This window comes from Sphingobium sp. KKT206 (assembly GCF_055640555.1).
The window spans coordinates 457,882-478,997 of the sequence record NZ_CM145765.1 but is presented as its reverse complement, the minus strand read 5'-3'; the positions used below and the strand labels follow the sequence as shown (position 1 = coordinate 478,997).

Here is a 21,116-nt window from a genome sequence, read left to right as displayed (position 1 = left end):
ATTCGGATTAAAGGAATATATATATCTTATGCCGCTTGCGCCTGTCCGATTGTCTGCTGCCCTGACTTGCTGCCTCGCGCTCAGCCTGCCGTCCGTCGCAATGGCCGATGATGCGCCTGACGGTCTCACCGTGAGCGGGGCGATCCGCGTCCGCTACGAAGCGATCGAAAGACAGGCGCGCACGGGCTTCAACGCTAGCGACGACCTGCTCAATGTCCGCACAAACATTCTCGCCGAATATAGGACGGGCGATGTGCGGTTGGGGGTCGAACTCTATGACAGTCGCGTGTTCGGTGACGATGCCGGCACGCCTGTTACGGTTGGGGAGGTGAATGCGCTGGAGCCGGTCCAGGCCTATGTGGCGGCCGACATCCTGGCACCCTTCGGCAAGGGGTCGAAACTGACCCTGACGGCAGGGCGGATGATGCTGAACCTGGGATCGCGGCGTCTCGTCGCGGCCGATGATTATCGCAACACCACCAATGGCTATACGGGCGGGCGCGCCGATCTGGTCATGCCGAAGGGGATCAAGGCGACGCTGATCTACACCCTGCCGCAGGTCCGGCTGCCGGACGATCCAAAGGATCTTCGCGACGCCAGGGTCAAGCTCGACAGGGAGAGTTTCGATCTCGTCCTATGGGGAGGCCTGATGACGAAGAGCAATATCCTGGGATCGGCAACAGGCGAAATCAGCTATTATCATCTTGGCGAACGCGATGCGCCCGGGCGGCCGACGCGCGACCGATCGCTCGATACGTTCGGGGTTCGCATCATCGCAGAGCCGCGCGTTGGAAAATTCGATTATGAAATCGAAGCCCTTTTCCAGACCGGCGCCATCAGTGCGTCGCTTGCGTCTGCTGCATCGCGCCAGTCGGTCAGCGCCAACTTCATCCATGCCGATATCGGCTATAGTTTTGCAGCTGTATGGAAGCCCCGCCTCTCTGTGGAACTCGACCGCGCCAGCGGTGACCGGCGTGGCGGACGCTATGGGCGTTTCGACACACTATTCGGCATGCGCCGGGCGGATCTGGCTCCAGCGGGTCTTTACAATGCGATCGCTCGCACGAACATCATGACGCCTGGCATCAGGCTGGAGGTCACGCCCAGCAAGCGCCTCGACGCCTTTGCGGTGTATCGGGCGATGTGGCTGGCCGCCAGCGAGGACAGTTTTGCAGGGACCGGGGTGCGCGATGCATCGGGTCGGTCAGGGGATTTTGCCGGCCACCAACTGGAAGCACGGCTGCGTTACTGGCTCATCCCGGCGCGATTGCGCTTCGAATTTGACGGACTGCTGTTGGCCAAGGGCCGCTTCTTGCGCGACGCACCCAACGCGCCGGCGGGGCGCTGGACCAAATATGGTTCGTTCAATCTGACCGCCAGTTTCTGAGCTGCTCTGGCTCTAACTGATGGATGTTGCGAAGGCTGGCTGACGAGGGTCGACCCTTCTCGGGCATTCAACTATGCCACCTCCACATTCTAAAAGCGGACATTAGGTTAACGAACACGGGCTTCTGCCAGGCGTTGCATCAACCGGATTTGCGCTTGGTCCTGACCTTGGGAGCAGGTACTTCCTGAGAAGTGATACGAACGATCTCGGCAAGCCACTCACGGTCATCCCACTTTTCCGCGTCGATCAGGAGAAAGGGCTTTGCACCGGGATATGGAGGGGCTTCTTCCGCACCGGCAGCGAATGCCCGCCCTCCAATCGTGGGCTTTAAGAATAGGTGGTCGTCGCAGACCAATGCGACCATTTTCCCATCGCAATAAATGCCGAATTCGCCAAACATCGCCTTGGCTGAAACGGTACCGCCGCCTGCCATCTGCTCAACAAGGAATTCAACGGTTTTACGATCGGACGCCATAAGGCGATATTGCCAGTCCTGATGAAAAGGTCGAGGGTCAATCGACCCTTCCAAGACGTTCAGCCGCCGAATTTCGGTGCCCAAGTGCGGCCGGTCCGGTTTGATACCCTCTCAGAGAACGAGCGGCGCGAATTGAAGTTGTTTGGAACGCACTGCAGGGCCAAGCCGATGGCCGATCGACGCGGCGTTATGATGTCACTGCGCCACGATCTTCAGCGCATCCAACACTTCTGGTGTGATCGTTCCAGTCACCTTCAGATTGAAGTCACCCTGGAATTTCTCCAATGCGGTCCGGGTTTCCTTGCCGACAACGCCATCGATTACGCCCTGATAATAGCCGTAGGATTGGAGCCCAAGTTGCACCCTCTTGGTGATCGTAGTGAAGAGTTCCGTCCGACCGCTAAGCGGAATGGGAGCCTGAGAAGGCGGAGTGGCAGGTGCATCCAAGAGCGATGACGCCCCATTCGTCGTCGATCGAGAGCGCGATGGCGCCGGAGTAGGAGTGGGTGCCGAGGTGGGATAGCTTGGCGTATATATAGGCGCGCGATAAATGCTGCCGCCCGAACCAGACCTATGGCTGCTGTGAGACGAATGGCTGCGGTGGGATCTGTGGCTGGCCAAGGTGAATTTATGCTCTTGGCGAAATTGCTGGATCAGCGGTTGCTTGCCGGGCTCGTCGACCTTGAGGACCGCCTGCATGAATTGCGCCTGCGCGGCTTCTGCCGCGCCCAGTCCCGCAAAAGTCAGACCCGAGATAAGGAACCGCGATTTCTTCATAAGGGAACCACCTTGAGATCGGCATCCTTGGGATGCCATTCGAAAAATCCACCGCATTGGTCACGTTCATGGCATGGGGCACATGCTGGCGCATATCGCCGCTTCCAATCCGAGATCGACGCCATTGCGTGCCGCCGATATTCCTGTGGCACACTGCATCGTGGAATGTTGAAGAGGCGCACGTCGAGGCCCAAGAGTATCGCATGGTCAAGAGCCTGACCCAGGGGCGCGAAATCCTGCTGATGATCGACGTAGAGAGCATCCCAGCGGTTCTTGGCGAAGCCAGCGTTTTCGAGCTGCATTAACGACCAGTGCTCGATGAACGGCAGGCGCGTTGCCACATACCGCGCTAACCGCGGCAGATCATGATAGTTATCGGATAACATTACGGTCCGCAATTCGATGCGGGCACCCGCTGCCAGCAAATGGCAGAAGCTCTTTTCGAGACGAGCCAATGCCCCTTCTTTCGCCACGATCTGGTCGTGGGATATATGATCGGCTGAATAAACCGGAATTCCCCATTGCACCCGTTGGTAGCAGGGCTGCCGTAATCGTTCGACATCGTCTTGCTCGAAATGTTGCCCATTGGAGAGGATATGAAAAGCCAGATCCGGCCGCTTGCCGAGGACTGTTTCCAGCAACTCGAGCAGTTCAGCTTTGAACAATGTTGGCTCGCCGCCTGATATACCGATGACCGAACGTTCCGGAGCGAGCAAGCAGGCGTCTGTAAATGCGGCGAAGCGATCATCATGGGTCTTTTTGGGCGGCTGTGAACACATGATGCAGAGCTGGTCACATCGCTCGGTGACCAGGAGCGTGTTATGGTCGGATCCCGCGCGTATCAGGCGTTCGGCCCTGCCAGCGCATGGATCGACGAGGACTATGTCACCTTCAAGGTTTATGCCTTCCGGGCGATCGATGGTGAAAAGACCAACGTCGCCGCTGTAAAGCGCGATGCCACCTGCATCGCTCAACAGCCTCGCATCCCGATTATCGCCACCCCTTACCGCGCCTAGACGCGTTACGAATGGCGTGGCAGCATCCGATGTCGAAGGAAGAACGAGAGGGATCATTGCAAGTGCGCGCCAATCGGTCCGAGTAATCCGGGCAAGTCGAGCCAGCGGCGAACGGAATAATTGGTAGCCTCATCCTCCGAGAAGATCAGCGAGAATGCCAAATCGAATATGTGCAGGTGGCGCTGACAAAAGGCCGTCTCATGCCGTGGCATATCGACCCGACCATAACGTGAAAGATCATCAATGAGATCTCGACCGCAGAAAGGCTGATAGGCGCAACGCTGGCAGGCCGGATCGAAGCTATTGGTTGCATGAGCGTTCAGAGCATCACGCGCTCTGAGGTCCATCCCGGTTGAGACGTGACCAATGCCCAGATCAATCACCCTCGATCGGGTGAGCATGCGCGCCTCATCGGTCGGGTAGAGGCCGCCGTCATAATCCACGACGACATAGTCATGGCCAGCTGGATTAGGGTTGCGAAGATCGACATGGCGATCAAGTCCAGGCTTAAAGATGCGCCTTAAGCACAGGCTCAGATAGCTCTCCTCGACAACCTGGCTGCGATCTGACCAGTTTCGTCGAATAATTTCGCTGACAAAAGACTCATAGAATGTGCGCCATTGCTCGTCGAAGCTGCGCGAGCCTGGATGACGCTTGCGCGCAAAACCCTGGAAATTGACCGGGCGGAGGAAGATGCTGGTCAACCCAAAGTCGGTATATGCTTGTATCAGATCGGCGGGACCGGGCAGATCATTCGGGTCCAGCGTTGGCAACGCCGAAACTTTTCCGGGACCATAACGATCCGTTATTTCCGTCAAATTGGCATGGAAACGGTGGGTCGCCTCCGTACTCCTGGTGCGGTTCTTCCGATGCAGGTCTGACGGCCCGTCCAGAGACGTGCTGATCTGCACGTCAGGCCGGTCAATCAGTGCCCAGGAGGGCCCATCGAGGGTCATCAAATTCGTACAGATGACAAAGCTGGCTTCGGTGAACCGCGCGCATCGCTCGATGACTGCATGGATGAGATCGGGTCGGAGCAAAGGCTCTCCGCCCTGAAACTCAATTTTGATGCTCTGCGTGTCGAGCTTATCGATCATCGCGAGAACGGCTTCCAGCGTATCTTGAGACCAATCAAAGCCGGCTGGACTTGTAACGGTTTTGTGCCGGTCACCTATCTCATTAAGCCACCTTGGCTTCGAAGGCGAGCGGGCTGATGCCGCCCAGATATGAATGTCGGCGGCGGGTGTTGTAGAACCCGTTGATGTACTGGAAGATGGCAGCTTCCGCCCGGCGCCGTGTCGGCCAGCTCTGCCGCCAGATGAGTTCGGCCTTCAGGGATTTGAAGAACGTCTCGACGGAGGCATTGAGGCTCCTATATTTGTCAAGCGCTGGTCAGAGATGCTTTTGGGCGACATAGGTGGGTAAAGATTTCGCGAACGATGTATCGCTTAAGGCAGCGTATAATCTCCCGGTTGCTCTTTCCCTCCATTTTTCGTTTGCTGACATAGGCAAGTGTCGGCGGATGGTTGCGCATCCGAACGATTGCAACCCGATATAGCGCGGCATTGGCTTGCCGGTTTCCACCACGGTTGAGTCGGAAGCGGTTGGTCTTGCCACTTGATGCGGGGATGGGACACACCCCGCAGAGCTTGGCGAGTGCAGCTTCGGAGCGGATTCGGGTGGGATCATCGCCGACCAGTATAAGCATTTCTGCCGCCGTCATCGTCGCGATCCCGTGCGATGCCAGCAACGTTGGTGCGTTGGCCATGACCAGTTGCTCGAGCGCCTTGTCGTGCGACTGAATTTCTTCGTGTAGAGCCAGCCAGCGTTGTGCCAAGGCCCGCAAGGCGGTTTTGGCCGATGCGATCGTCGAGGTCATTGCGCCGGGCCTGAGTGCAGCAATATATCGGATCAGCGCGATTTTTCCGTTTATCTGATCGAGCGTGTCGCGCAGCGCCGCAGGTGCGTTGATGATCAGGGTTTTCAGGGTCACCATGGCCTGCGACCGGCATTTGACTGCTGTGTCGCGTGCGATTTTGAGATGCCGGATCATCTCGACGGATCCTGTTTGCGTTTTGGGTTGGGCGATCGCCTGTCCGCCCAGCACCGACCGTGCGGCGCCTTCAGCGTCGAGGCTATCGCTTTTGCCATGTTGATAGCGCAACTGTCGATTAGGTCTGGTGACCTCGATGACTTTATGGCCCTGGGCCAGAAGATGGCGAGACAGCCCGGCTCCGTATGATCCAGTCCCCTCGATGCCAAAGGCTGTGATGGTGCCCAACGCACACGCCCAGTCCTCGAGCAATTTATAGCCCTTTGTTGTCGCTGGAGCCGAAAAGGCCGTCAATCGGCTGCCGTTGTTATCGATTGCCACGGCAACATGGATGGATTTATGGGTATCGACACCGATAATGACGCCGCTGATGTTGGTATTGGTCATGTCCTGTCCTTCTCTGAACGGTGCCCGGGCACCGTTCAGAGAAGGACAGGACTGTGAAGGGGCAAACCCGTCAGGCTCCTATCAAGTCACATCTCGCCCGTTGCCAGGGCGACTTGATGGCCGACACGTCAACGCAATGACACGGGGTCAATCGTAGCATGGGTCAGACCATCAAGCCGCAGCAACATAATCACAGTCGTAGCAGTTACCCTTGCCGCTCATTGATGGACGCAGGCCATAGGCCTGCAGCTTTTTCTGATAGTCGTAAGAGCAATATTGGCTGCCGCGATCCGAATGGAAAAGGCAGCCCTCGGGAGGCTGGCGCAGGCGCACCGCCATATCCAGCGCCCTGATCGCCAGGTCTTTCTTCATCCTGTCGCTGACTGCCCAGCCCACGACGCGACGGCTATGTAGGTCCAGTATAACAGCGAGGTAGAGCCAGCCTTCGGATGTCCAGATATAGGTGATGTCGCCGGCCCATTTACGATTGGGCGCATCTGCGGCAAAATCGCCGTCCAGCCAGTTTGCCGCGACACCCAAGCGATGGTGGCTATCAGTCGTAACCTTGTGCTTGCGCGTGCGGACTGGCTTGATCCCGTTGATCTTCATCAGCCGCCCGACCCGGCGCTCGCCCACATCGAGCCCCACCTCCTTCAACTCCATCGTCATGCGAGGACGGCCGTAGCTGCCAAGGCTCAGCCTGTACTGTTCCCGGATGTGGGCCAGCACTTTCATATCCGTCCGCTCCCGCCTGCTGATCGGGCGCGAGCGCCAGGAACGATAGCCGCGTTCACTAACATCCATGACACGGCAGAGCAGTTCAACGGGCCACCGGTGTCGCCAGCTATGCACAAATGCGAACTTCACGGCCTTTGGCTCGCGAAGAACTGCGTGGCCTTTTTTAGCACTTCCCTCTCCTCCCGCAGCACACGGTTCTCAAGACGAAGGCGTTCATTCTCACGCGCTAAATCTGCCTGCGGCGCTGAAACCAGATCACTAGGCCGATACTGCGATACCCACTTCCCCAGTGTCGACTTCCCAATCCCCAAATCCGATGCAACCCGGTCGCGGGGTAACCCGCTGGTCAGTGCAATCCGCACCGCCTCCTGCTTGAACTCTTCTGTGTGCTTGATCATCTCGTCGGTCTCCTGTTGCGAGCTCTAATCGCTCAGGTGACCGGCGCAAATCCGTTACAAGTCCAGGCTGCATGCTCAGGTGCGCGAGACACCTGGCAATAGCTGCAATCAAGGTTGCAACGCAGGGTCGGAACGAGGATGAGATAATCCAGCGGGCCAACTTTGGCCAAGCGCTGCGCTACCCCATAGGCGTGTGTAATCCACCCCAGATCGCCCCGATCTGAGGTAGCATGGCCTTCCTGAGCCAAAAATCGCATGTCAGCGTCGGTGAGCGCGTCGCTCTGCAAGCGGTCAAGAAATGCTGTTGGAGCCGAAAAGAAATGCCCCCCGTCTCCGACGAACGTCAAAGATTGTGACGACCGTGCGCGAGCGCGGAGTGGGAAGCGGATCATTGGAGCAGGAGATCCCATATCGCCTGCCGGTGAGCCGCCATTCTTGCATGCTCGACGCCGTTATAGGCGGCGACGGAGGCTCGGAGAGTATCGAACGCTTCGACGCTCGTCATTTGATCGCATCGTGCCCTATTGTCGCTCGGGATTCCATTGCCGGCGGCGGCTCGTGACAGCTCTTCAGTCCTCCCAGTCGCATCAGGTGCCAAACCTTCGGTCACAACGCTGCGCTGTCTGTGAGGGCATGAAAATCATCCAGCGTTGCTTCGAAATAATGCAGCCGAGGTGCATCGAAGGTTGCCATATAAAGTTGCCCCTTGATCAAGGCAGCCCGTGCCTCTCCCTTCCTTGGAAGATTGTCCGCATCGACATATTCATATGTAAAGCGGATACCACCCTGTCCCAAAAACCGGTCCGGTTTCGAGTTTGTAACGGAAAATGACCCGATCCCCTTCTCCGTCCGGTAAGTGCCTTCCAGCAGCTCGGGTATCTCAACCAGCAATGTGTCGCTGGTGAATTTGGGCAAGGGTTTATGCTTCTTGCTCGTTTCGCGAATCAACGGTTCGCCCGGCACTATACCGCCGTAAAAGGTGACGTCGTTTAGCTGTTCTCCGTCCAGCGTCCAGGTCTCGGCCTTTTTGCCCGGACGGATCGACAGGCTGTTCCAGTCACGAACGGGCGTGACCTTCATGGCCGATTTCGCGACTTCGACCTGCATATTCTTCTCGCGATAGCCGTTGGCGCAGGCCACCGACACCGACAGCATGGTGACTACGCCAACGAGAGCCGCACGTGTCCACATCGTTTTTTTCATCATTGCCCCCCGGCGGCGGGTGCCAGCATGTTGATCATGGCGGCATCCGATGCATTTGGTTTGAGTTCGAGATAGCGGCGCAAGGCGGCCTGCCCTTCCGTGCGACGGCCAGTCTTGAAAAGGGATAAGCCTAGTCCGCGCTGCGCTTCGGGTAGTCCGGCATCCATCTCGACCGCTTTGCCATAAAATTCTGCAGCTTGCGCCAGATCACGCGGGTTGCCGCGCGCCCGGTAAAGATCACCGCGAGCCACCAGGAGTGCTGCGGTCCAGCCATTTTGCGCCAGCGACGATATGATATAGTCGCTGGCGCCAAAATCATTCAGCTTGATCTGATCGTCCAGAAAGGTGGGTAGCCAGGGCGCCAAAGCTGCTGCGTAGCGTGCAACGCCATCGTCCCGTTCAGCGCCCGCCGGATCGGCGAACGCCGCCAGGGTAGCGGCGCGTTCGCCACTAGGAGGATGGGATGCAAAGAAGGCAACTTTATTGAAGTCAGGCTTCCTGACGCCCTTTGCCAGCGACGAGGCTTCCTGTTCTGCCATCAGATTTTGCCAGACCACAGATGCAGATTGAGGGCGCAAGGCGCTGTGATTGAGATAACCCAGTCCGAGCGCATCAGCCTCACGCTCCTGATCGCGGTTGAAATGAGAAAGGCGGCCATAAACCGACAGCTGCAAACTATCGAAATTGGAATATGACTGATATGTGTTGCCCAGCAGCGCCAGGACTGCCGCCCAGCTCAGCAGATCGGTGCTGGATCTTCGTGCTTTCCAATCGGTTAATGTGTGCCGTTCTTCGAAGTGACCAAACTCATGGCCTAACACCGTGGCGAGCTCGGCCTCGTTGCGGACGCGAAGCAGCAGGCCGCTATACACCCGCATCGTGCCATTGGGCGTCATCGACGCGTTGAACAGCGGAACCCGCAATATATAGAGACGGACGGATCGGCATCGATCGTCCCCAACAGTCGCGCACAGGACGCCTTTGACATAGGCGTTGAGCGCTTCGTCCCGAAGCAGGATCGGAGAATTGGCAAGGATGCGTTCGTCCTCATCTCCTTCGCCCCAGAGCCCTATCTCATCTACACCCTGCGGCTGATAGGCGCCCGCATAAGGGGGAGGGGGTGGCGCAATCTTGCTCTGCCCGATCGCCGCAGGTGCCATGAGCGCTGCAGCCATCGCAACCAACCCGGCCGGTCGTTGCATCATTGTTGCGCAGTCGCCAGCTTAGGCTGCGCGCTTCCTGGAAACTCCTCCAGCAACTGACCAACCCGCTTGTCGGCACCGTCTACTTCTCGCACATCCCCGCCCATCGCGCCGTCCGCATTAAGCCATAGAAGGTTGCCGGTCTTGAGATCTATAAGGCCTGCATAGCCGGCATGTTCGCCCGATTTAACTCCTACGCCTCCCAGCGCTGCGGCAAATTGCAGCATCTTCCGGCCGGTAGAGCCATAGGCATCCTTGTTATAGATGAACAAAGCATAGTCGGCGTCCTTGGCGCCGGGCAGCGCGCCAACGCCGCTGCCGAGCGACCATTCGAATATATCTGCCTTATTGTCGCGCTTTTTCGTGGGAAGACGATTGCCCACGAAAAACTGATACTGGATCACCGACTGTGAAACCGCCGCAAACAAGGCCGAATATTCTTCGACCAGTTGCGCATCCTCGCCATAGGAAACCGGCGCAGAAATCACCTCGTTGCCCAAGGCCTGCTGACGTTTCGCCAGAGCGTCGTCGATATTCTTACGCGCCTGATCCGTCCAGTCTGCGTTGGGCTCGAACATGCCGCCTGTGGATTGGGCGCCGACGCGTACCGTTGGGCGAAACACTAGGATGGTCTTGCCGCTGTGTGGCGCAAGACTGAATCCGCCCTTGGTTGCGGTGCGCTCTTGGCCTGCTGCTGGCGCGACTATATACGCTGCGATCAACAGAGCCGCGATTGCGCGACGTAAAAAATTCATATTTCCCCCCTGCTGATTCCCCGTAGCAGAAGGATAGTGCTAATCTTACCAACAACTTCTGACAAGCTGCGAAGGTCGTTGATTCATGTCGATTGCTGTCATCTTTTATGACAGCGATAGCCATTGGCCTGGCAAGTTGACCTTTGATGTAGGCTGAAAACATAATCGACACGGAGCAATATAGCGCCCCGTGTCGATCATGACGCTTTACCCTTAAGTCGGCTTCGCACCGGGTGAGCCGCACTTGGCGAACTTGCCCTTTGCATCCTTGCAACGCTTGGGAGCGACCTTCTTTTCAGGGCATTTGGTGAATTTGCCCTTGGCGTCCTTGCATGGGGCGGCGGTAGCGACAACGGGCAGGGCCGCGATCGAGGCGGCGGCCAGAAACGAGAACAGGATCTTCATCGGCTTCATCCCTTGAAACGGCTCTTACATGAGTCGCTAGCGCAGGATAAACGCCTGTCTCAGGCAGGCTCAATGCGTTTGACGTCCAGCATGTCGAATTCCGACCTCGTGCCCGAAACCCGGACGCGTCGTCCAAGCAGATGATGATAGCGGCCGCTCACATCGAGACGCCATTCCCCGCCATCATCCACGCGCAGAACAGGATAAGGCCCGTCACCGAGCAGAATGCCGGTCAGGTCATGCTGTGAGCCTCTAGGCACCTCATTTCGCCTTGGCAGCTATGGCGTTGGTGGGCTCGAACACCCAGTTGAGATAGGCAGCGATACGAATGCCGGCATGTTTGAGCCTGTCGTCCAGCTCGGCGCGATGCTGATAGGCATAGTCCCAGGAGAGATTGGGATCGGTCGGATAGATCGTCTTGCGCAAAGCGATGCTTTCATGGAGCCAGACTGAAGGATCACGGTCATTCCAAGCGATGACTTGAGCAGGCGTGATCGAACGCGAGAGCCAGCCTGCCAGTTCGGAATAGGACAGGGATCGCTGCTCGATCATCACAGAGTCCCACACCGAATGTAGATTGGTCGACCGGCCGAACCAGGTCACTTTCACATCGTTGCCACCCCGGTCATTGCCGCCGCCTGCATGGAGCGGCTGGTGCAGATCGCCAATGATATGGACGATAAAGCGGAAGGCGAGACGTTTGTCGTCGGGCGACGCTTTTGGATCGCGCAGAGTTGCCGTAAACCGCGTGAGGGCTGTCATCGCGTCGCCTTCGGCGTGCGCATCTGAACCCTTATAGTCATCCCCTTCGCGGACGGTCACATAATGCCAAGGGCTCGCCGTCTTCTGCCAGAAATTGGCGGGATCGGATTTCATGTCGTCTGGCCAGGTCGCCGCTTCAGCCAGATCTTCTGTCCCCAGCAGGATCTTCACATTGGCGCGGGCAACACCGCCGAGGTTCTCATCGGCGATGGCGCCGGTGACCCGGTGGCCTATTGGCCCCCAGGCTTGAGCCGTTGAGGTGACGGCCCCGAAACACAGGGCGATGGCGAGAGAGATTCCGATAGTCCGCATGGGCTCTCCATGGCCCGATTACATGGGTAAGTGAAGTCATGTTCGGTCATTCGGCCGGGTCAGGAATTGGTGAATATGCTATGGGGTGCGAGTCATCCTGATTTACAGTCAGGGTCAGACACATAGAGGTGAAAGGGGAAGCCGATATGCGATTATGGATAGGCACCATTCTTCTGGGCTGCACGGCCGCTCCTGCGATGGCGCAGAGCTTCCCCTGCAGCAACGCATCCGTGTCACCCTATCTAGCGCTTGTCACAACCGATCATGACCACCAGCGTGTCGCGCCGGCCGGCAGCAGCCTGACCAAAAGATTCACGGCTTATTACTCTTCATTCGATGACGGCAAAGACAGGAATGGAGAGGCCAGGCATATCCCGCGGCTCAATCCGCAATTTGTCGCCTATGAGCTTCGTGGCGTAGGTCCCGATACCAATGGCGACTATGCCGAGCCGCCGGTGTCGATCGGACGGCCCAATCGCTGGTATAGCTCGCCCGAGCTGGTGCCGCTGGTCGACAATATTCAGGGAGTGACGAACCGCCGCATCGATGACAGCTATCGGGGCGCGGGCGAGGTCTGGAACCGGGGCCATCTAGCGATGAGCGATCATGCCCAGCGGATCAACGCACAGGCGAGTTGCAACACGCACAATTTCTGGAATGCCTCCCCCCAGGCCAAGGACCTTAACCAGGGGCCATGGCAACATCTGGAAAATTACTCGGCCGCAGCCTCCAACAAATATCGCAGCATCTGGTTGATAACCGGTCCTATCTTCGACCCTGCCACTCGCGGACTGACGATCGGCGATCCTGGCGAGTTGCCGGTCGAGATACCCGACGCTTTCTTCAAGATCCTGATCCACGAGAGCCCATCAGGCATCGACACGCTGGCCTTCGTCTTCGAGCAACCCAACCAGCTGAACGAAGAGGGAGAGCCTGTTCCGGGCGCGGCCTGGGTCAACTGCAATCAGGCACGGGCTCGCGATCATATCTATGACCACCGGCCGCAACTTGTGTCGATCGCCCGGATCGAAGCGCGAACCGGTCTGCGCTTCTTTCCGGATAGGCCGGACAGAGACACCCTGATCAATGCGCAGGCCACCGCGCTCTGGCCGGTGGAAACCCGTTATTGGGATTCTGGTAACGCCGTTTGCGCGCGGCAGCGCAGCCATCCCTGAGCCAATTGGACGAAACTCTGAGAAAGGATGCCCTGCATGCCCAAAAGCATTGTCATCCTGCTCGACGGCACCTCGAACGAGATAGAGAGTGACCGGACCAATATCCTGCGTCTCTACGGGATATTGACCAAGGATGCCCAGCAGCTCGTCTATTATGATCCAGGCGTTGGCACATTTGGCGCTGAAGGCGCATGGTCGCGGGCCTGGCGCAAGGTGCATGAGATATGGGGGCTCGCCACCGGCTGGGGGCTCGATCACAATGTGAAGGAAGCCTATCGCTTTCTCGTTGAGAATTATGACGATAGAAAAGGACCAGGCGGAAGCGGCGAGCGCGACCGTATCTATATTTTCGGCTTCAGCCGCGGCGCCTATAGCGCCCGAGTTCTGGCAGGTTTCATCCATGCAGCAGGATTGATCGAGCGACGAAACCTCAATCTGCTGGATTATGTCTACCGGGCGTACAAGCGCATCGGAGAAGGCGCAAAGCAGGAAGCCTTTGCAGAAATGCGTCTCTACGAGCGCATCCTTGATACAGACCGTCCGCCGATCCGCATGCTGGGTCTTTTTGACACCGTTGCATCCGTTATCGAGAGCGGCGGTCTGGGCATCAGGCTCAAGTCCCATGCCTTCACCAGCCGCAACAGCAGCGTGGAAACGGTTGCGCACGCCGTCGCGATCGATGAGAGACGCACCATGTTCCGACCAAAGCTCTGGCCAGCCGATCAGGAATATTGGGGCAACTCATTTAACAAAGGGGCTGCCAGACCGCAGGACGTGAGCGAAGTCTGGTTTGCTGGCGGGCATGGCGATGTGGGCGGAGGTTATCGCGAGACGCAAAGCGCCTTCGGCAAGGTGCCGCTGGTCTGGATGATCGAGCAGGCGAGGCGCTGTGGCCTGAAGTTCAGGCAGCAAAGTATAAACTCGGTGGTGATGGGTGAGCCAGCCGGTTCCAAATATGTACGCCCCGATCCCCTTGGGCCAGCCCATGAAACGATGACCCTGGGGTGGGCGCTTCTGGAATTTATACCACGGCGCAAAGCGAAAAGCTCATCTCGTCCTTCCATTTTTGGGCTGAGCCTCCCACTATTTGAACGCCGCACCATTCCCGCGACAGCACGCCTGCATGGATCTGTCATCGAACGTCGTGACCGCCTGGGCCACTGGAGCAGGAACATACCTGCCGACTATCTCGTAGAAGAATGAGCGACTGCGCCAGTTAGATAGCGTCTTCAACCCTTTGTCGCCATTCAGCCATTAAGTTTCGAATCCTAGGTTCGGACGTTCCGTTTTAACATTGCGGACGCCCAAGTCGCGAAACACTCTGGTTACTCGGCTTGTGAGGGTCGGATCGGGATTAGCGCACGTATCGCTGAGGGCGCCGAAATAGACCAGGGGCACCGGATGGTCAGCCACCCTCAGCCTTTCCGGCAAGAGCTGTCGCTGCGGCCACGACATCCAGCCAGTGGCGGTGTTCGTCCAGAGCATCCGCGAGCGCGCGGTGTGTCGGCTCCCCCTCTTCGCGCCTGACGTCGACCAGGTTTAGCAGATCGTCGATCTCTATATGCAGACGTTCGGGCGAAACGACCGGCGCGAGTATCCGCCTGGCGGCTTCAGCGCGCGCCTCTTCGGGGTCGCGGATACGTAAGGCGTGGCGCGGGAGCTTGGCGGCACGAAGAAGGGCGCTCATCCATTTTCCGTCCCAGGACGGCGCGCTTGCAAAAAGGGTGTGACCGGACAACTGCTCAACCATGCGCCACGCAACGACGTCGTGCGGGAGGCCGTCTTCTTGCAGCATTTCTTGTGAAATGTGATGGACAGCCTCTGCTTCGACATCCCAGTCCGTCCATTGCTGCGCGGGCCGGATCAGGTAGGATTCGCTCCTGCCATCCTCAAACACCCAGGCAACTTCGATCGGGTAGCTCAGCTTGGAGAGGGATGACGCCTCGAAGTCGAGAAAGGCGAACATAGGGGAAGAAACGATGGACGGGGTGATAAGCTTCATCCTTCAGGAGCGGGAGAGGACGCCACGTGCGAACGCAATCGCGGCAGAAAGGCCGTCCGGCCCTACACTATGGCCGAGACCTGACGAAGCAAGAGTCTCCCAACGGCGGCGAGTGCCGAAGATGCCAACTCCATCGAACGGAATGGTACAACATCGTCTTGCGTGCCATGGATAAGCAGAACCGGAGGACGGCTGCGTATGTCTGCCTCCAGGCTTTCCGGGGCAACCAGCATGCCTGAGATACCGACAATACCCGCAACAGTCTCCGGCCGGCGAAGTCCGACATGGAGCGCCATCATCGTACCTTGACTGAACCCCACCAGCAGCAGGCGATCACTGGTCAGGCCGGCCTTCTTAAGTTCTACAGAGATAAAATCATCAAGGGCTGGCGCCGCGGCAGCTGCGCCAGCGGCGCGCTCGGCCATGGAGAAAGTCTCGATAGGCCACCATTGGTGGGCCGCTGCCATTTGAGGAAGCAGCGAAGGCGCATTGGGCGCCACGAAAACAGCGTATGGCAGCCAGGGCTGCATCATCGCTGCCAGCGAGATCAAATCCTCGCCATTCGAACCGTAGCCGTGGATCAGTTTGACCGTTGCTTCAGGTTTCGAGCCTGAAAGCGGATTCAGGCGTGGGCCTTCGAGCAAGAGTGCATCCTTATCGGTATGTTCTGCGGTAAAAATTCTCTCGCTGTTCCACCGATACTAGACGCGAATGCCAATCGGCGCCAACTCTCCACCTATTGGCGCAGAGCCGATCGCACTGATGCGACAATGGCGGGCAGTTTCAGCGGCATGTGAATCGACCCTTCGTCGCCATTCGCGCGCCAATTCTCATCCCTCCAGTCCAGACCGACAGCTTTCCTATCTCTAACGCCAAGGTCTGCGCAGTGAGCCGCCCAGCAAGTTCTGGGGACTAACCCGCCAAAAAGGGCATCGCGCAAAGCCTTAAAATAGCGGAAGCTAGCTGTAAGCGCCTAACAGCTAAAGCAGGGGATATGAGTCTTCGTTTTTATATCGACGATAGCGGGAAAAATGATCCACCGGTCTTCGTGCTCGGCGGCGTTGCGTTTCAAGCCGAACAGGTTGCGACCTTCGAAGCCGAATGGATAGCGGAACTGGCCTCACCGCCCGCGATCCCATTCTTAAAGATGAAGGACGCCAATGCCGGGCGCGGCGCTTTCAAGGGCGTTCCGCGCAGCGAGCGGGACGCCAAGCTTGCCCGGCTCGGAGAAATCCTCCGCACACACGCCACGGCCACTGTCGCGGTGATCGTCCGCCACGACGATTACGAACGCATCTTTGCGGGTAAGATGATGGCTTGGATGGACCGCCCGTACCAGATGATGTTCCACCTCACGATTGCCACCGCTTACAAACTGGTGGCGGAGCATGGGTTTGGTAAGACCGCAGAATTCGTGTTCGACCGCCAGATCGAGCACGAAACGGCGCTTCGGGAATCCTATCCCGCGCTGAGGCAGGGTATGGAACCGGCCCTTGCCGCATTCCTTCTCGAAAATCCGCGCCACGCCGACGATCAGATCGAGGTCGCATTGCAGGCAGCCGACATGATCGCCTGGCATGTTCGCAGGACGTGGCGTGACGGGACCGACGCAATGGCCCGCGCATCGGGCGCCGGTCCGTCGATCGTGGCTATTCCCGGCAAGCACGATCTTTTTACCGAGAAGACACTCGCGTTTCTGGCGAGCGTCGCGACCGGCACGGTTCGGCGCCTTAACACCGTCTTTCCCTATGAGGCGAAGCAGATTGGCGAGGATTTCGAGGCAATGGCGACCTACGCCAATCTTCAGCTGATCGCGGAGGCCCGTCCCCTTCAGCCGGTCGAGCTCATTTCCTTCCCGGCCACCGGAACCGGCACATATCAGCTTGTCCGTAGCTGTGCTGCGCTAGGCAGGCCCCATCTCCACAGGCAATCTGGAACGCGGTGCCTAGGAGAGGCGTCGGCGGCGTAACGCCATCGATCCGGGCGAGCACGATCGGGCCGCCGCAGCTCTTGCAGGCGACGCCGAGGTAGAGGCTTCCCGGCTTGAGGTCGAATTCGATCGCGCGCCCGATCGGCTCCATCACTCGACCACCGATATTTGATCCGGCTCGAGCAACTTGCGCTCGAGAAGCTCAGTCCGAGCGGCTGCTGGGTTGGGTGTGAACAGCAAGACACGCAGATCCTCCAGCGCACGGGAGAACGAGACATAGGCGAGTTTCCGCCCGCGCTCTCTTTGGCCGTCGGTGGGCTCTCCTGCGGTCGCGGGGGTGAGGATCTTGGTGAAATTGTAGTTGTTCCAGTTCGCCTCGACATCATCATAAACTACCAGCACCTTGGGATACTCCTCGCCCTTCACGCCGTGCTGGGTGCTGAACGCCGTATTGCGGGAGATGAAGGTCGCGTAAGGCGCGATCTGGTCCACGCCCATCTGGAAAAATGCATCGGCGAGCCAGTCACCCTTGTCGAGGCTATGGGCATCGGCGTCATACTCCTCGGCGCGCGGGGCTCGGGTGAGATGCTCGCGCAATTTGTCGGATGTGCGAATAATCTGCCTTTCGTGACAAAAGCGAAGGAGGTCGCCGAGCGTGCCAGTTGTCCAGAGGTCAGCCAGCTGACCAACCAGCGCATTGGAAGTGTCGATCATCATTTTCAGCGTGTTCGGCGCGTTCGGCCCGTCCGCTGCAAAGGCGGGACTATCGCGTCTCAAAATATCGATGATCGCACGGCTGTCGCCATCGCCCCGCGCTGTGATCAATGGCAGGATCGTTTGTGTGAGCGGAACAAGCAGAAAATGCTCGCCGGCTTCGAAGTCGTCTTCGGCGCGCGATGAGGCATACGAGCCGTTGAACAAGCGATTGAGCTCGGCAAACCCCATTCGACGCGCGATCATCTGTCGAACGAGGAAGAGCTTGATCACATCATCGCGATCCTGCCAGTCCCAGTCCGCAACCGCCGCATCCATCCGGACCAGCGCCCGTTCGATCTGAGCGTCAGAATATCGGTTTCTGGGAAGCTCAGGCACCTCAGACTGGACTAGCCTGAATTCTACACTGCCCTCCCGTCCTTTATTGTCACCCGCAGCATATTGTTCGACGTCACTTCGATATGCGTTGAGGAGCCGGATGACGCTCTCGGAGCACCGGAAATTTTCGGTTTTCGTGATCGTCTCAGCGCCTTCGGGCGGCGCGAAGGAATGGGCGGTTTCATCATAGATCTGCTGCCACGGATCGCCGAAATAGCCGACGATCGGCAGGCCCTCCCCGACACCAACGAGATTGAGGCCCGTGACAATGCCTTCGAACGTGTCTTGGGCTTCGTCAACGAAGATGTAGGGAAATCTGAGGCCAGTGATCCGCCGAAAGGTGGCATTATGAGCCAGAAGATACGATGCGATCGCGATCACATCGTCATGGCTCAAGCGGCCTTTCGGATAGTCGCTGAACCGGACATCCCGATACTGAAACTCCTTCACCTCATCGAGGCCGGCAAGTTCCCCGTCCAGACGCTCAGCCTTGGCACGCGCATCGCGCGCGGTTCGGCTATTGCCGCCATTGTCCTTGTCCCGCTCCTTCTGAATCAGGGCCGGCAGCCGGTCAAGGCGCAACGCATCCCGAATGTCGTCCTGAAAACGCCCAATCTGTTCCCAGAGAAATCCGTGCAGCGTAGAGACGAGATAGAGATCGTCGAAACCCAGCCGCGATTTGATCACCTCGACCGCACGCTTCGTGAACGTGATGCAGGCGATGCGTTGGCCATTCTGCCGTAGCGCGCGGCCTTCACGATCACGGACACGGTCCAATGCCTCGACTAGCGAACTCGTCTTGCCGGAGCCCGCGCCCGCAATCAGTGCGAAACTGCGGTGGCCATCGAGGCAATCGCGCACCCTGGCGTCGGCTTCGCTCTCGACCCATGTCGCCATCGTCAAACTCCCGCTGGGGCATTCGGTGCCGGCGCTGGCCCGCACAGGCGTGTTTCAAGCCAGCCGAGCCCCTCACCGATGTAGAGCGGCACCTTCCAGGCCGTGGCACCGGCCAACAGACTCATGGCAAAGTCGGTCTTCTTGAAATTGTCCGACCGGATGCGATCATAGATCGCCTGATAAGCGTCGGGAAGCACCTCTGGAATGTCGATGCCGACGGAAAGCGTGCCCGCGCGTAGGAGCGCGAAATTCTCGTAAGCTATCGCCTCCTCCAGCGTTCGGGGGCGCAATGCTTGCTGCACGGCGCCGTCGGTGACGGTGATATCCGTCTGGAAGGCGATACAGCGATCCTGCGCGACATTGATCTTGTCGGCGGATGCCATCCCCATTAGGCCGCCGATAGTTGTCTGCACGCAGAGCTTTTTCAGTGTTGCGTTCGATGTCCGTGCATCGGGCACGTCGGCTCTGCAAGCACTCGGATAACCGGTCGGCGCGACGGAATCGATGTCGGTCACGACCAGATATGGGATCCGCAAAAACGCCAGTAGCCCCTCGAAGCGGTGCGCGAACGCGCCGCCTACCTCCAGAACGGTCAGGTATGTCGCCCGCAGTCGGGACGCCGAGGCTTCGATCATCGACGGCATGAGCAATTTCTCGACGGCACCTTCCACGAGAATAGCGGCATCCGCGAAGAACAGATCGCAGTGAGTGAGGCGGAGATAGCGTTTCAGGAATGCCAGTGATTCAGCGGGTGATACGAGTATGCCGTCGATGACCTCTGCCTCGGGCTGAAAGGCCCGCAGGCTTCGAACGTCCGAAGCGTTGCGAATACCGCCATTGGCGACCTCACCGCTCAGATGGCAACGCTGGAAATAGCGAACTTTCTCGAAGTCGACCGCATCCAGAATGTGGGACGAGTGCGTTGTGACCACCAGTTGCGGTACGAGGTCTGCCTGCCCCGCCGCCTTCGCGGATTGATCGATCACGCTCCACACGTTCGCAATGAAGGTCTGCTGGACCTGAGCGTGGAGATGCACCTCGGGCTCCTCGATGAAGATGAGGTGACAGAGCGGGCGATTCTCGGCGGTAAGGAGCCACTGCGAGTGAAAATGTCTGGCCTGAATGGCCATATATATGAGGTTCTTGAACCCCAGCCCGTTGTAGAGTTCCGGCAGTTCATGCGCGCGGCCGGGATCGACGTAGAGCAACTCGGTATTGCCGCGTAGCGCGGTCTCCGGACTGAGCGACGATATGATTCGCAGCTCGCGATCGTTGATCGACGGCACGCCAAGATCTTTGATCAGGCTGATCAGCGGATCGAACTGCTTCGCGTAATGCTCGGTGAGCTTCTGATTGTTCTCGTCGATGACCCGATGCGCTTCCGCAGCATGGTCTGTCTGCTCCAGATTCTTTCGATAGTAAGAGGCGAAGGCGGACGAGAGCCGATTGCTACGGCTGCTGTCATCGTCATTGATATTCCGCTGCGCATCGACAAAATCGACTCGAATGAGATGCTTAAGTAGGCGACGGCCCTCGTCGGGATCCAGCTGGTTAGCATGCACCTCCAGTCCGCCGCCTTCGACGGCCCTTTCCTCCAGCGATGCATATCGCACGGCGGAATGTCGGCTCAGATTGTTATCAGTCGACAGATACTGGGAAAGCGTTTTCGCCCGACTCCCGTCGGCATCGGCGGGGTAAGCGGCGAAATATTGATCTCGCAGCTTTTTTGGCTCCTCGACGCCGTATGACAGCCGGATGCCGACCCGAGTGAAGTCCGACAATTTTGGAAGCAAAGTGAAAACCCGCCCGAAGGCGATCGTGTTCGGATCGATCGTGAACCAGAGGTCGAGTGATATTTCCGGCAGCGAGGTGGCTTCGTCATCAGCCCCGAAGGCGTCGAAATCCGCCATCCTAGCAACCGCGAAATCGTGGATTTTAAAGTCTCGGTCGCCGAGAAATGAGCGAAAGATCGCGGTCGCCGATGTCTTTCCGCTGTTGTTGGGTCCGACGAAGATAGTCTCCTTGTCCTCAATGTCGATTGCGACGGCTTCCAAGCGTCGGAAATTACGTATCGAAACGGCGCTCAGCTTCATAATCCCCCCGCGTGCTGCGCCCCGATATTAGCAGTTCGACCGCCTGTTAAACAGCGA

Annotated in this window: 19 protein-coding genes and 2 pseudogenes; 4 read left to right on the top strand and 17 right to left on the bottom strand. The window is 58.3% G+C overall.

The window, feature by feature from the left end:
* The first annotated feature begins 28 nt into the window (after window positions 1–28).
* Window positions 29–1,387: an alginate export family protein gene (locus ACZ2HM_RS20185; RefSeq protein WP_086486061.1), complete on the top strand. Its 1,359-nt coding sequence runs from the start codon at window positions 29–31 to the stop codon at window positions 1,385–1,387.
* 139 nt (window positions 1,388–1,526) lie between these two features.
* Here the strand turns inward: ACZ2HM_RS20185 and ACZ2HM_RS20180 are convergent, their stop codons facing one another.
* From ACZ2HM_RS20180 to ACZ2HM_RS20120, 13 genes and pseudogenes are all read right to left on the bottom strand, one after another.
* Entirely contained in the window at window positions 1,527–1,946 is a 420-nt protein-coding gene (locus tag ACZ2HM_RS20180) for a TfoX/Sxy family protein (protein WP_235209612.1), read from the bottom strand.
* Window positions 1,947–2,057: 111 nt separating this feature from the next.
* Window positions 2,058–2,639 (bottom strand): His-Xaa-Ser repeat protein HxsA, encoded by a 582-nt coding sequence (hxsA, locus tag ACZ2HM_RS20175; protein WP_165418739.1) that lies wholly within the window; start codon window positions 2,637–2,639, stop codon window positions 2,058–2,060.
* Window positions 2,636–3,613 carry a His-Xaa-Ser system radical SAM maturase HxsC gene (gene hxsC / locus ACZ2HM_RS20170; RefSeq protein ID WP_239018959.1) on the bottom strand — a complete coding sequence of 326 codons (978 nt, stop codon included), beginning with the start codon at window positions 3,611–3,613 and terminating at the stop codon, window positions 2,636–2,638. The genes hxsA and hxsC overlap by 4 nt, the downstream gene beginning before the upstream one ends.
* 95 nt (window positions 3,614–3,708) lie before the next feature.
* Window positions 3,709–4,752 (bottom strand): His-Xaa-Ser system radical SAM maturase HxsB, encoded by a 1,044-nt coding sequence (locus tag ACZ2HM_RS20165; RefSeq protein ID WP_470427315.1) that lies wholly within the window; start codon window positions 4,750–4,752, stop codon window positions 3,709–3,711.
* Window positions 4,753–4,834: 82 nt separating this feature from the next.
* Window positions 4,835–5,020: pseudogene (locus tag ACZ2HM_RS20160) on the bottom strand (IS3 family transposase); the annotation flags it as partial.
* 16 nt (window positions 5,021–5,036) lie between these two features.
* Window positions 5,037–6,095 (bottom strand): IS110 family RNA-guided transposase, encoded by a 1,059-nt coding sequence (locus tag ACZ2HM_RS20155; RefSeq protein WP_470425396.1) that lies wholly within the window; start codon window positions 6,093–6,095, stop codon window positions 5,037–5,039.
* A gap of 195 nt (window positions 6,096–6,290) precedes the next feature.
* Window positions 6,291–7,231 (bottom strand): annotated as a pseudogene (locus ACZ2HM_RS20150) (IS3 family transposase); the annotation flags it as partial.
* Between the two features lie 606 nt (window positions 7,232–7,837).
* Entirely contained in the window at window positions 7,838–8,437 is a 600-nt protein-coding gene (locus tag ACZ2HM_RS20145; protein WP_470427314.1) for a hypothetical protein, read from the bottom strand.
* Window positions 8,434–9,594 carry a M48 family metallopeptidase gene (locus ACZ2HM_RS20140; RefSeq protein ID WP_470427313.1) on the bottom strand — a complete coding sequence of 387 codons (1,161 nt, stop codon included), beginning with the start codon at window positions 9,592–9,594 and terminating at the stop codon, window positions 8,434–8,436. Before ACZ2HM_RS20140 ends, ACZ2HM_RS20145 begins: the two co-directional genes overlap by 4 nt.
* A gap of 41 nt (window positions 9,595–9,635) precedes the next feature.
* The gene (locus ACZ2HM_RS20135) at window positions 9,636–10,391 is read right to left on the bottom strand and encodes a hypothetical protein (RefSeq protein WP_086486067.1); all 756 of its coding nucleotides are present in this window, start codon (window positions 10,389–10,391) and stop codon (window positions 9,636–9,638) included.
* A gap of 213 nt (window positions 10,392–10,604) precedes the next feature.
* Window positions 10,605–10,796 (bottom strand): hypothetical protein, encoded by a 192-nt coding sequence (locus ACZ2HM_RS20130; RefSeq protein WP_086486399.1) that lies wholly within the window; start codon window positions 10,794–10,796, stop codon window positions 10,605–10,607.
* 59 nt (window positions 10,797–10,855) lie between these two features.
* Window positions 10,856–11,056 (bottom strand): DUF5818 domain-containing protein, encoded by a 201-nt coding sequence (locus ACZ2HM_RS20125; RefSeq protein ID WP_086486068.1) that lies wholly within the window; start codon window positions 11,054–11,056, stop codon window positions 10,856–10,858.
* A gap of 1 nt (window position 11,057) precedes the next feature.
* On the bottom strand, window positions 11,058–11,870 hold the full coding sequence (locus ACZ2HM_RS20120; RefSeq protein ID WP_086486069.1) for a S1/P1 nuclease: 813 nt from the start codon (window positions 11,868–11,870) through the stop codon (window positions 11,058–11,060).
* A 146-nt stretch (window positions 11,871–12,016) separates the two neighbouring features.
* Here ACZ2HM_RS20120 and ACZ2HM_RS20115 point away from each other — a divergent pair, with 146 nt between their 5' ends.
* The gene (locus tag ACZ2HM_RS20115) at window positions 12,017–13,045 is read left to right on the top strand and encodes a DNA/RNA non-specific endonuclease (RefSeq protein WP_130752822.1); all 1,029 of its coding nucleotides are present in this window, start codon (window positions 12,017–12,019) and stop codon (window positions 13,043–13,045) included.
* A gap of 36 nt (window positions 13,046–13,081) precedes the next feature.
* Window positions 13,082–14,248, top strand: coding sequence for a DUF2235 domain-containing protein (locus tag ACZ2HM_RS20110; RefSeq protein WP_086486071.1), 1,167 nt, complete (start codon window positions 13,082–13,084; stop codon window positions 14,246–14,248).
* A 202-nt stretch (window positions 14,249–14,450) separates the two neighbouring features.
* Here the strand turns inward: ACZ2HM_RS20110 and ACZ2HM_RS20105 are convergent, their stop codons facing one another.
* Together ACZ2HM_RS20105 and ACZ2HM_RS20100 are read right to left on the bottom strand one after the other, a co-directional pair.
* Window positions 14,451–15,047: a 3'-5' exonuclease gene (locus ACZ2HM_RS20105; RefSeq protein ID WP_239018962.1), complete on the bottom strand. Its 597-nt coding sequence runs from the start codon at window positions 15,045–15,047 to the stop codon at window positions 14,451–14,453.
* Window positions 15,048–15,109: 62 nt separating this feature from the next.
* The gene (locus tag ACZ2HM_RS20100) at window positions 15,110–15,691 is read right to left on the bottom strand and encodes an alpha/beta hydrolase (RefSeq protein WP_239018963.1); all 582 of its coding nucleotides are present in this window, start codon (window positions 15,689–15,691) and stop codon (window positions 15,110–15,112) included.
* Window positions 15,692–16,041: 350 nt separating this feature from the next.
* Here ACZ2HM_RS20100 and ACZ2HM_RS20095 point away from each other — a divergent pair, with 350 nt between their 5' ends.
* The gene (locus tag ACZ2HM_RS20095; RefSeq protein WP_086486072.1) at window positions 16,042–17,016 is read left to right on the top strand and encodes a DUF3800 domain-containing protein; all 975 of its coding nucleotides are present in this window, start codon (window positions 16,042–16,044) and stop codon (window positions 17,014–17,016) included.
* Between the two features lie 111 nt (window positions 17,017–17,127).
* On the opposite strand, the gene ACZ2HM_RS20090 is transcribed toward ACZ2HM_RS20095, so the two are convergent.
* Window positions 17,128–18,966: a UvrD-helicase domain-containing protein gene (locus ACZ2HM_RS20090; protein WP_086486073.1), complete on the bottom strand. Its 1,839-nt coding sequence runs from the start codon at window positions 18,964–18,966 to the stop codon at window positions 17,128–17,130.
* A gap of 2 nt (window positions 18,967–18,968) precedes the next feature.
* Window positions 18,969–21,059: an ATP-dependent nuclease gene (locus tag ACZ2HM_RS20085; protein ID WP_086486074.1), complete on the bottom strand. Its 2,091-nt coding sequence runs from the start codon at window positions 21,057–21,059 to the stop codon at window positions 18,969–18,971.
* Window positions 21,060–21,116: the final 57 nt, after the last annotated feature.

Coding starts and splice junctions, on each gene's coding strand:
- hxsA (WP_165418739.1), bottom strand. CDS start 2,639: ATGAAGAAATCGCGGTTCCTTATCTCGGGTCTGACTTTTGCGGGACTG.
- ACZ2HM_RS20085 (WP_086486074.1), bottom strand. CDS start 21,059: ATGAAGCTGAGCGCCGTTTCGATACGTAATTTCCGACGCTTGGAAGCC.
- ACZ2HM_RS20155 (WP_470425396.1), bottom strand. CDS start 6,095: ATGACCAATACCAACATCAGCGGCGTCATTATCGGTGTCGATACCCAT.
- ACZ2HM_RS20090 (WP_086486073.1), bottom strand. CDS start 18,966: ATGGCGACATGGGTCGAGAGCGAAGCCGACGCCAGGGTGCGCGATTGC.
- ACZ2HM_RS20135 (WP_086486067.1), bottom strand. CDS start 10,391: ATGAATTTTTTACGTCGCGCAATCGCGGCTCTGTTGATCGCAGCGTAT.
- ACZ2HM_RS20105 (WP_239018962.1), bottom strand. CDS start 15,047: ATGAAGCTTATCACCCCGTCCATCGTTTCTTCCCCTATGTTCGCCTTT.
- ACZ2HM_RS20145 (WP_470427314.1), bottom strand. CDS start 8,437: ATGATGAAAAAAACGATGTGGACACGTGCGGCTCTCGTTGGCGTAGTC.
- ACZ2HM_RS20095 (WP_086486072.1), top strand. CDS start 16,042: ATGAGTCTTCGTTTTTATATCGACGATAGCGGGAAAAATGATCCACCG.
- ACZ2HM_RS20110 (WP_086486071.1), top strand. CDS start 13,082: ATGCCCAAAAGCATTGTCATCCTGCTCGACGGCACCTCGAACGAGATA.
- ACZ2HM_RS20165 (WP_470427315.1), bottom strand. CDS start 4,752: ATGATCGATAAGCTCGACACGCAGAGCATCAAAATTGAGTTTCAGGGC.
- ACZ2HM_RS20115 (WP_130752822.1), top strand. CDS start 12,017: ATGCGATTATGGATAGGCACCATTCTTCTGGGCTGCACGGCCGCTCCT.
- ACZ2HM_RS20185 (WP_086486061.1), top strand. CDS start 29: ATGCCGCTTGCGCCTGTCCGATTGTCTGCTGCCCTGACTTGCTGCCTC.
- ACZ2HM_RS20120 (WP_086486069.1), bottom strand. CDS start 11,870: ATGCGGACTATCGGAATCTCTCTCGCCATCGCCCTGTGTTTCGGGGCC.
- ACZ2HM_RS20130 (WP_086486399.1), bottom strand. CDS start 10,796: ATGAAGATCCTGTTCTCGTTTCTGGCCGCCGCCTCGATCGCGGCCCTG.
- ACZ2HM_RS20140 (WP_470427313.1), bottom strand. CDS start 9,594: ATGGCACCTGCGGCGATCGGGCAGAGCAAGATTGCGCCACCCCCTCCC.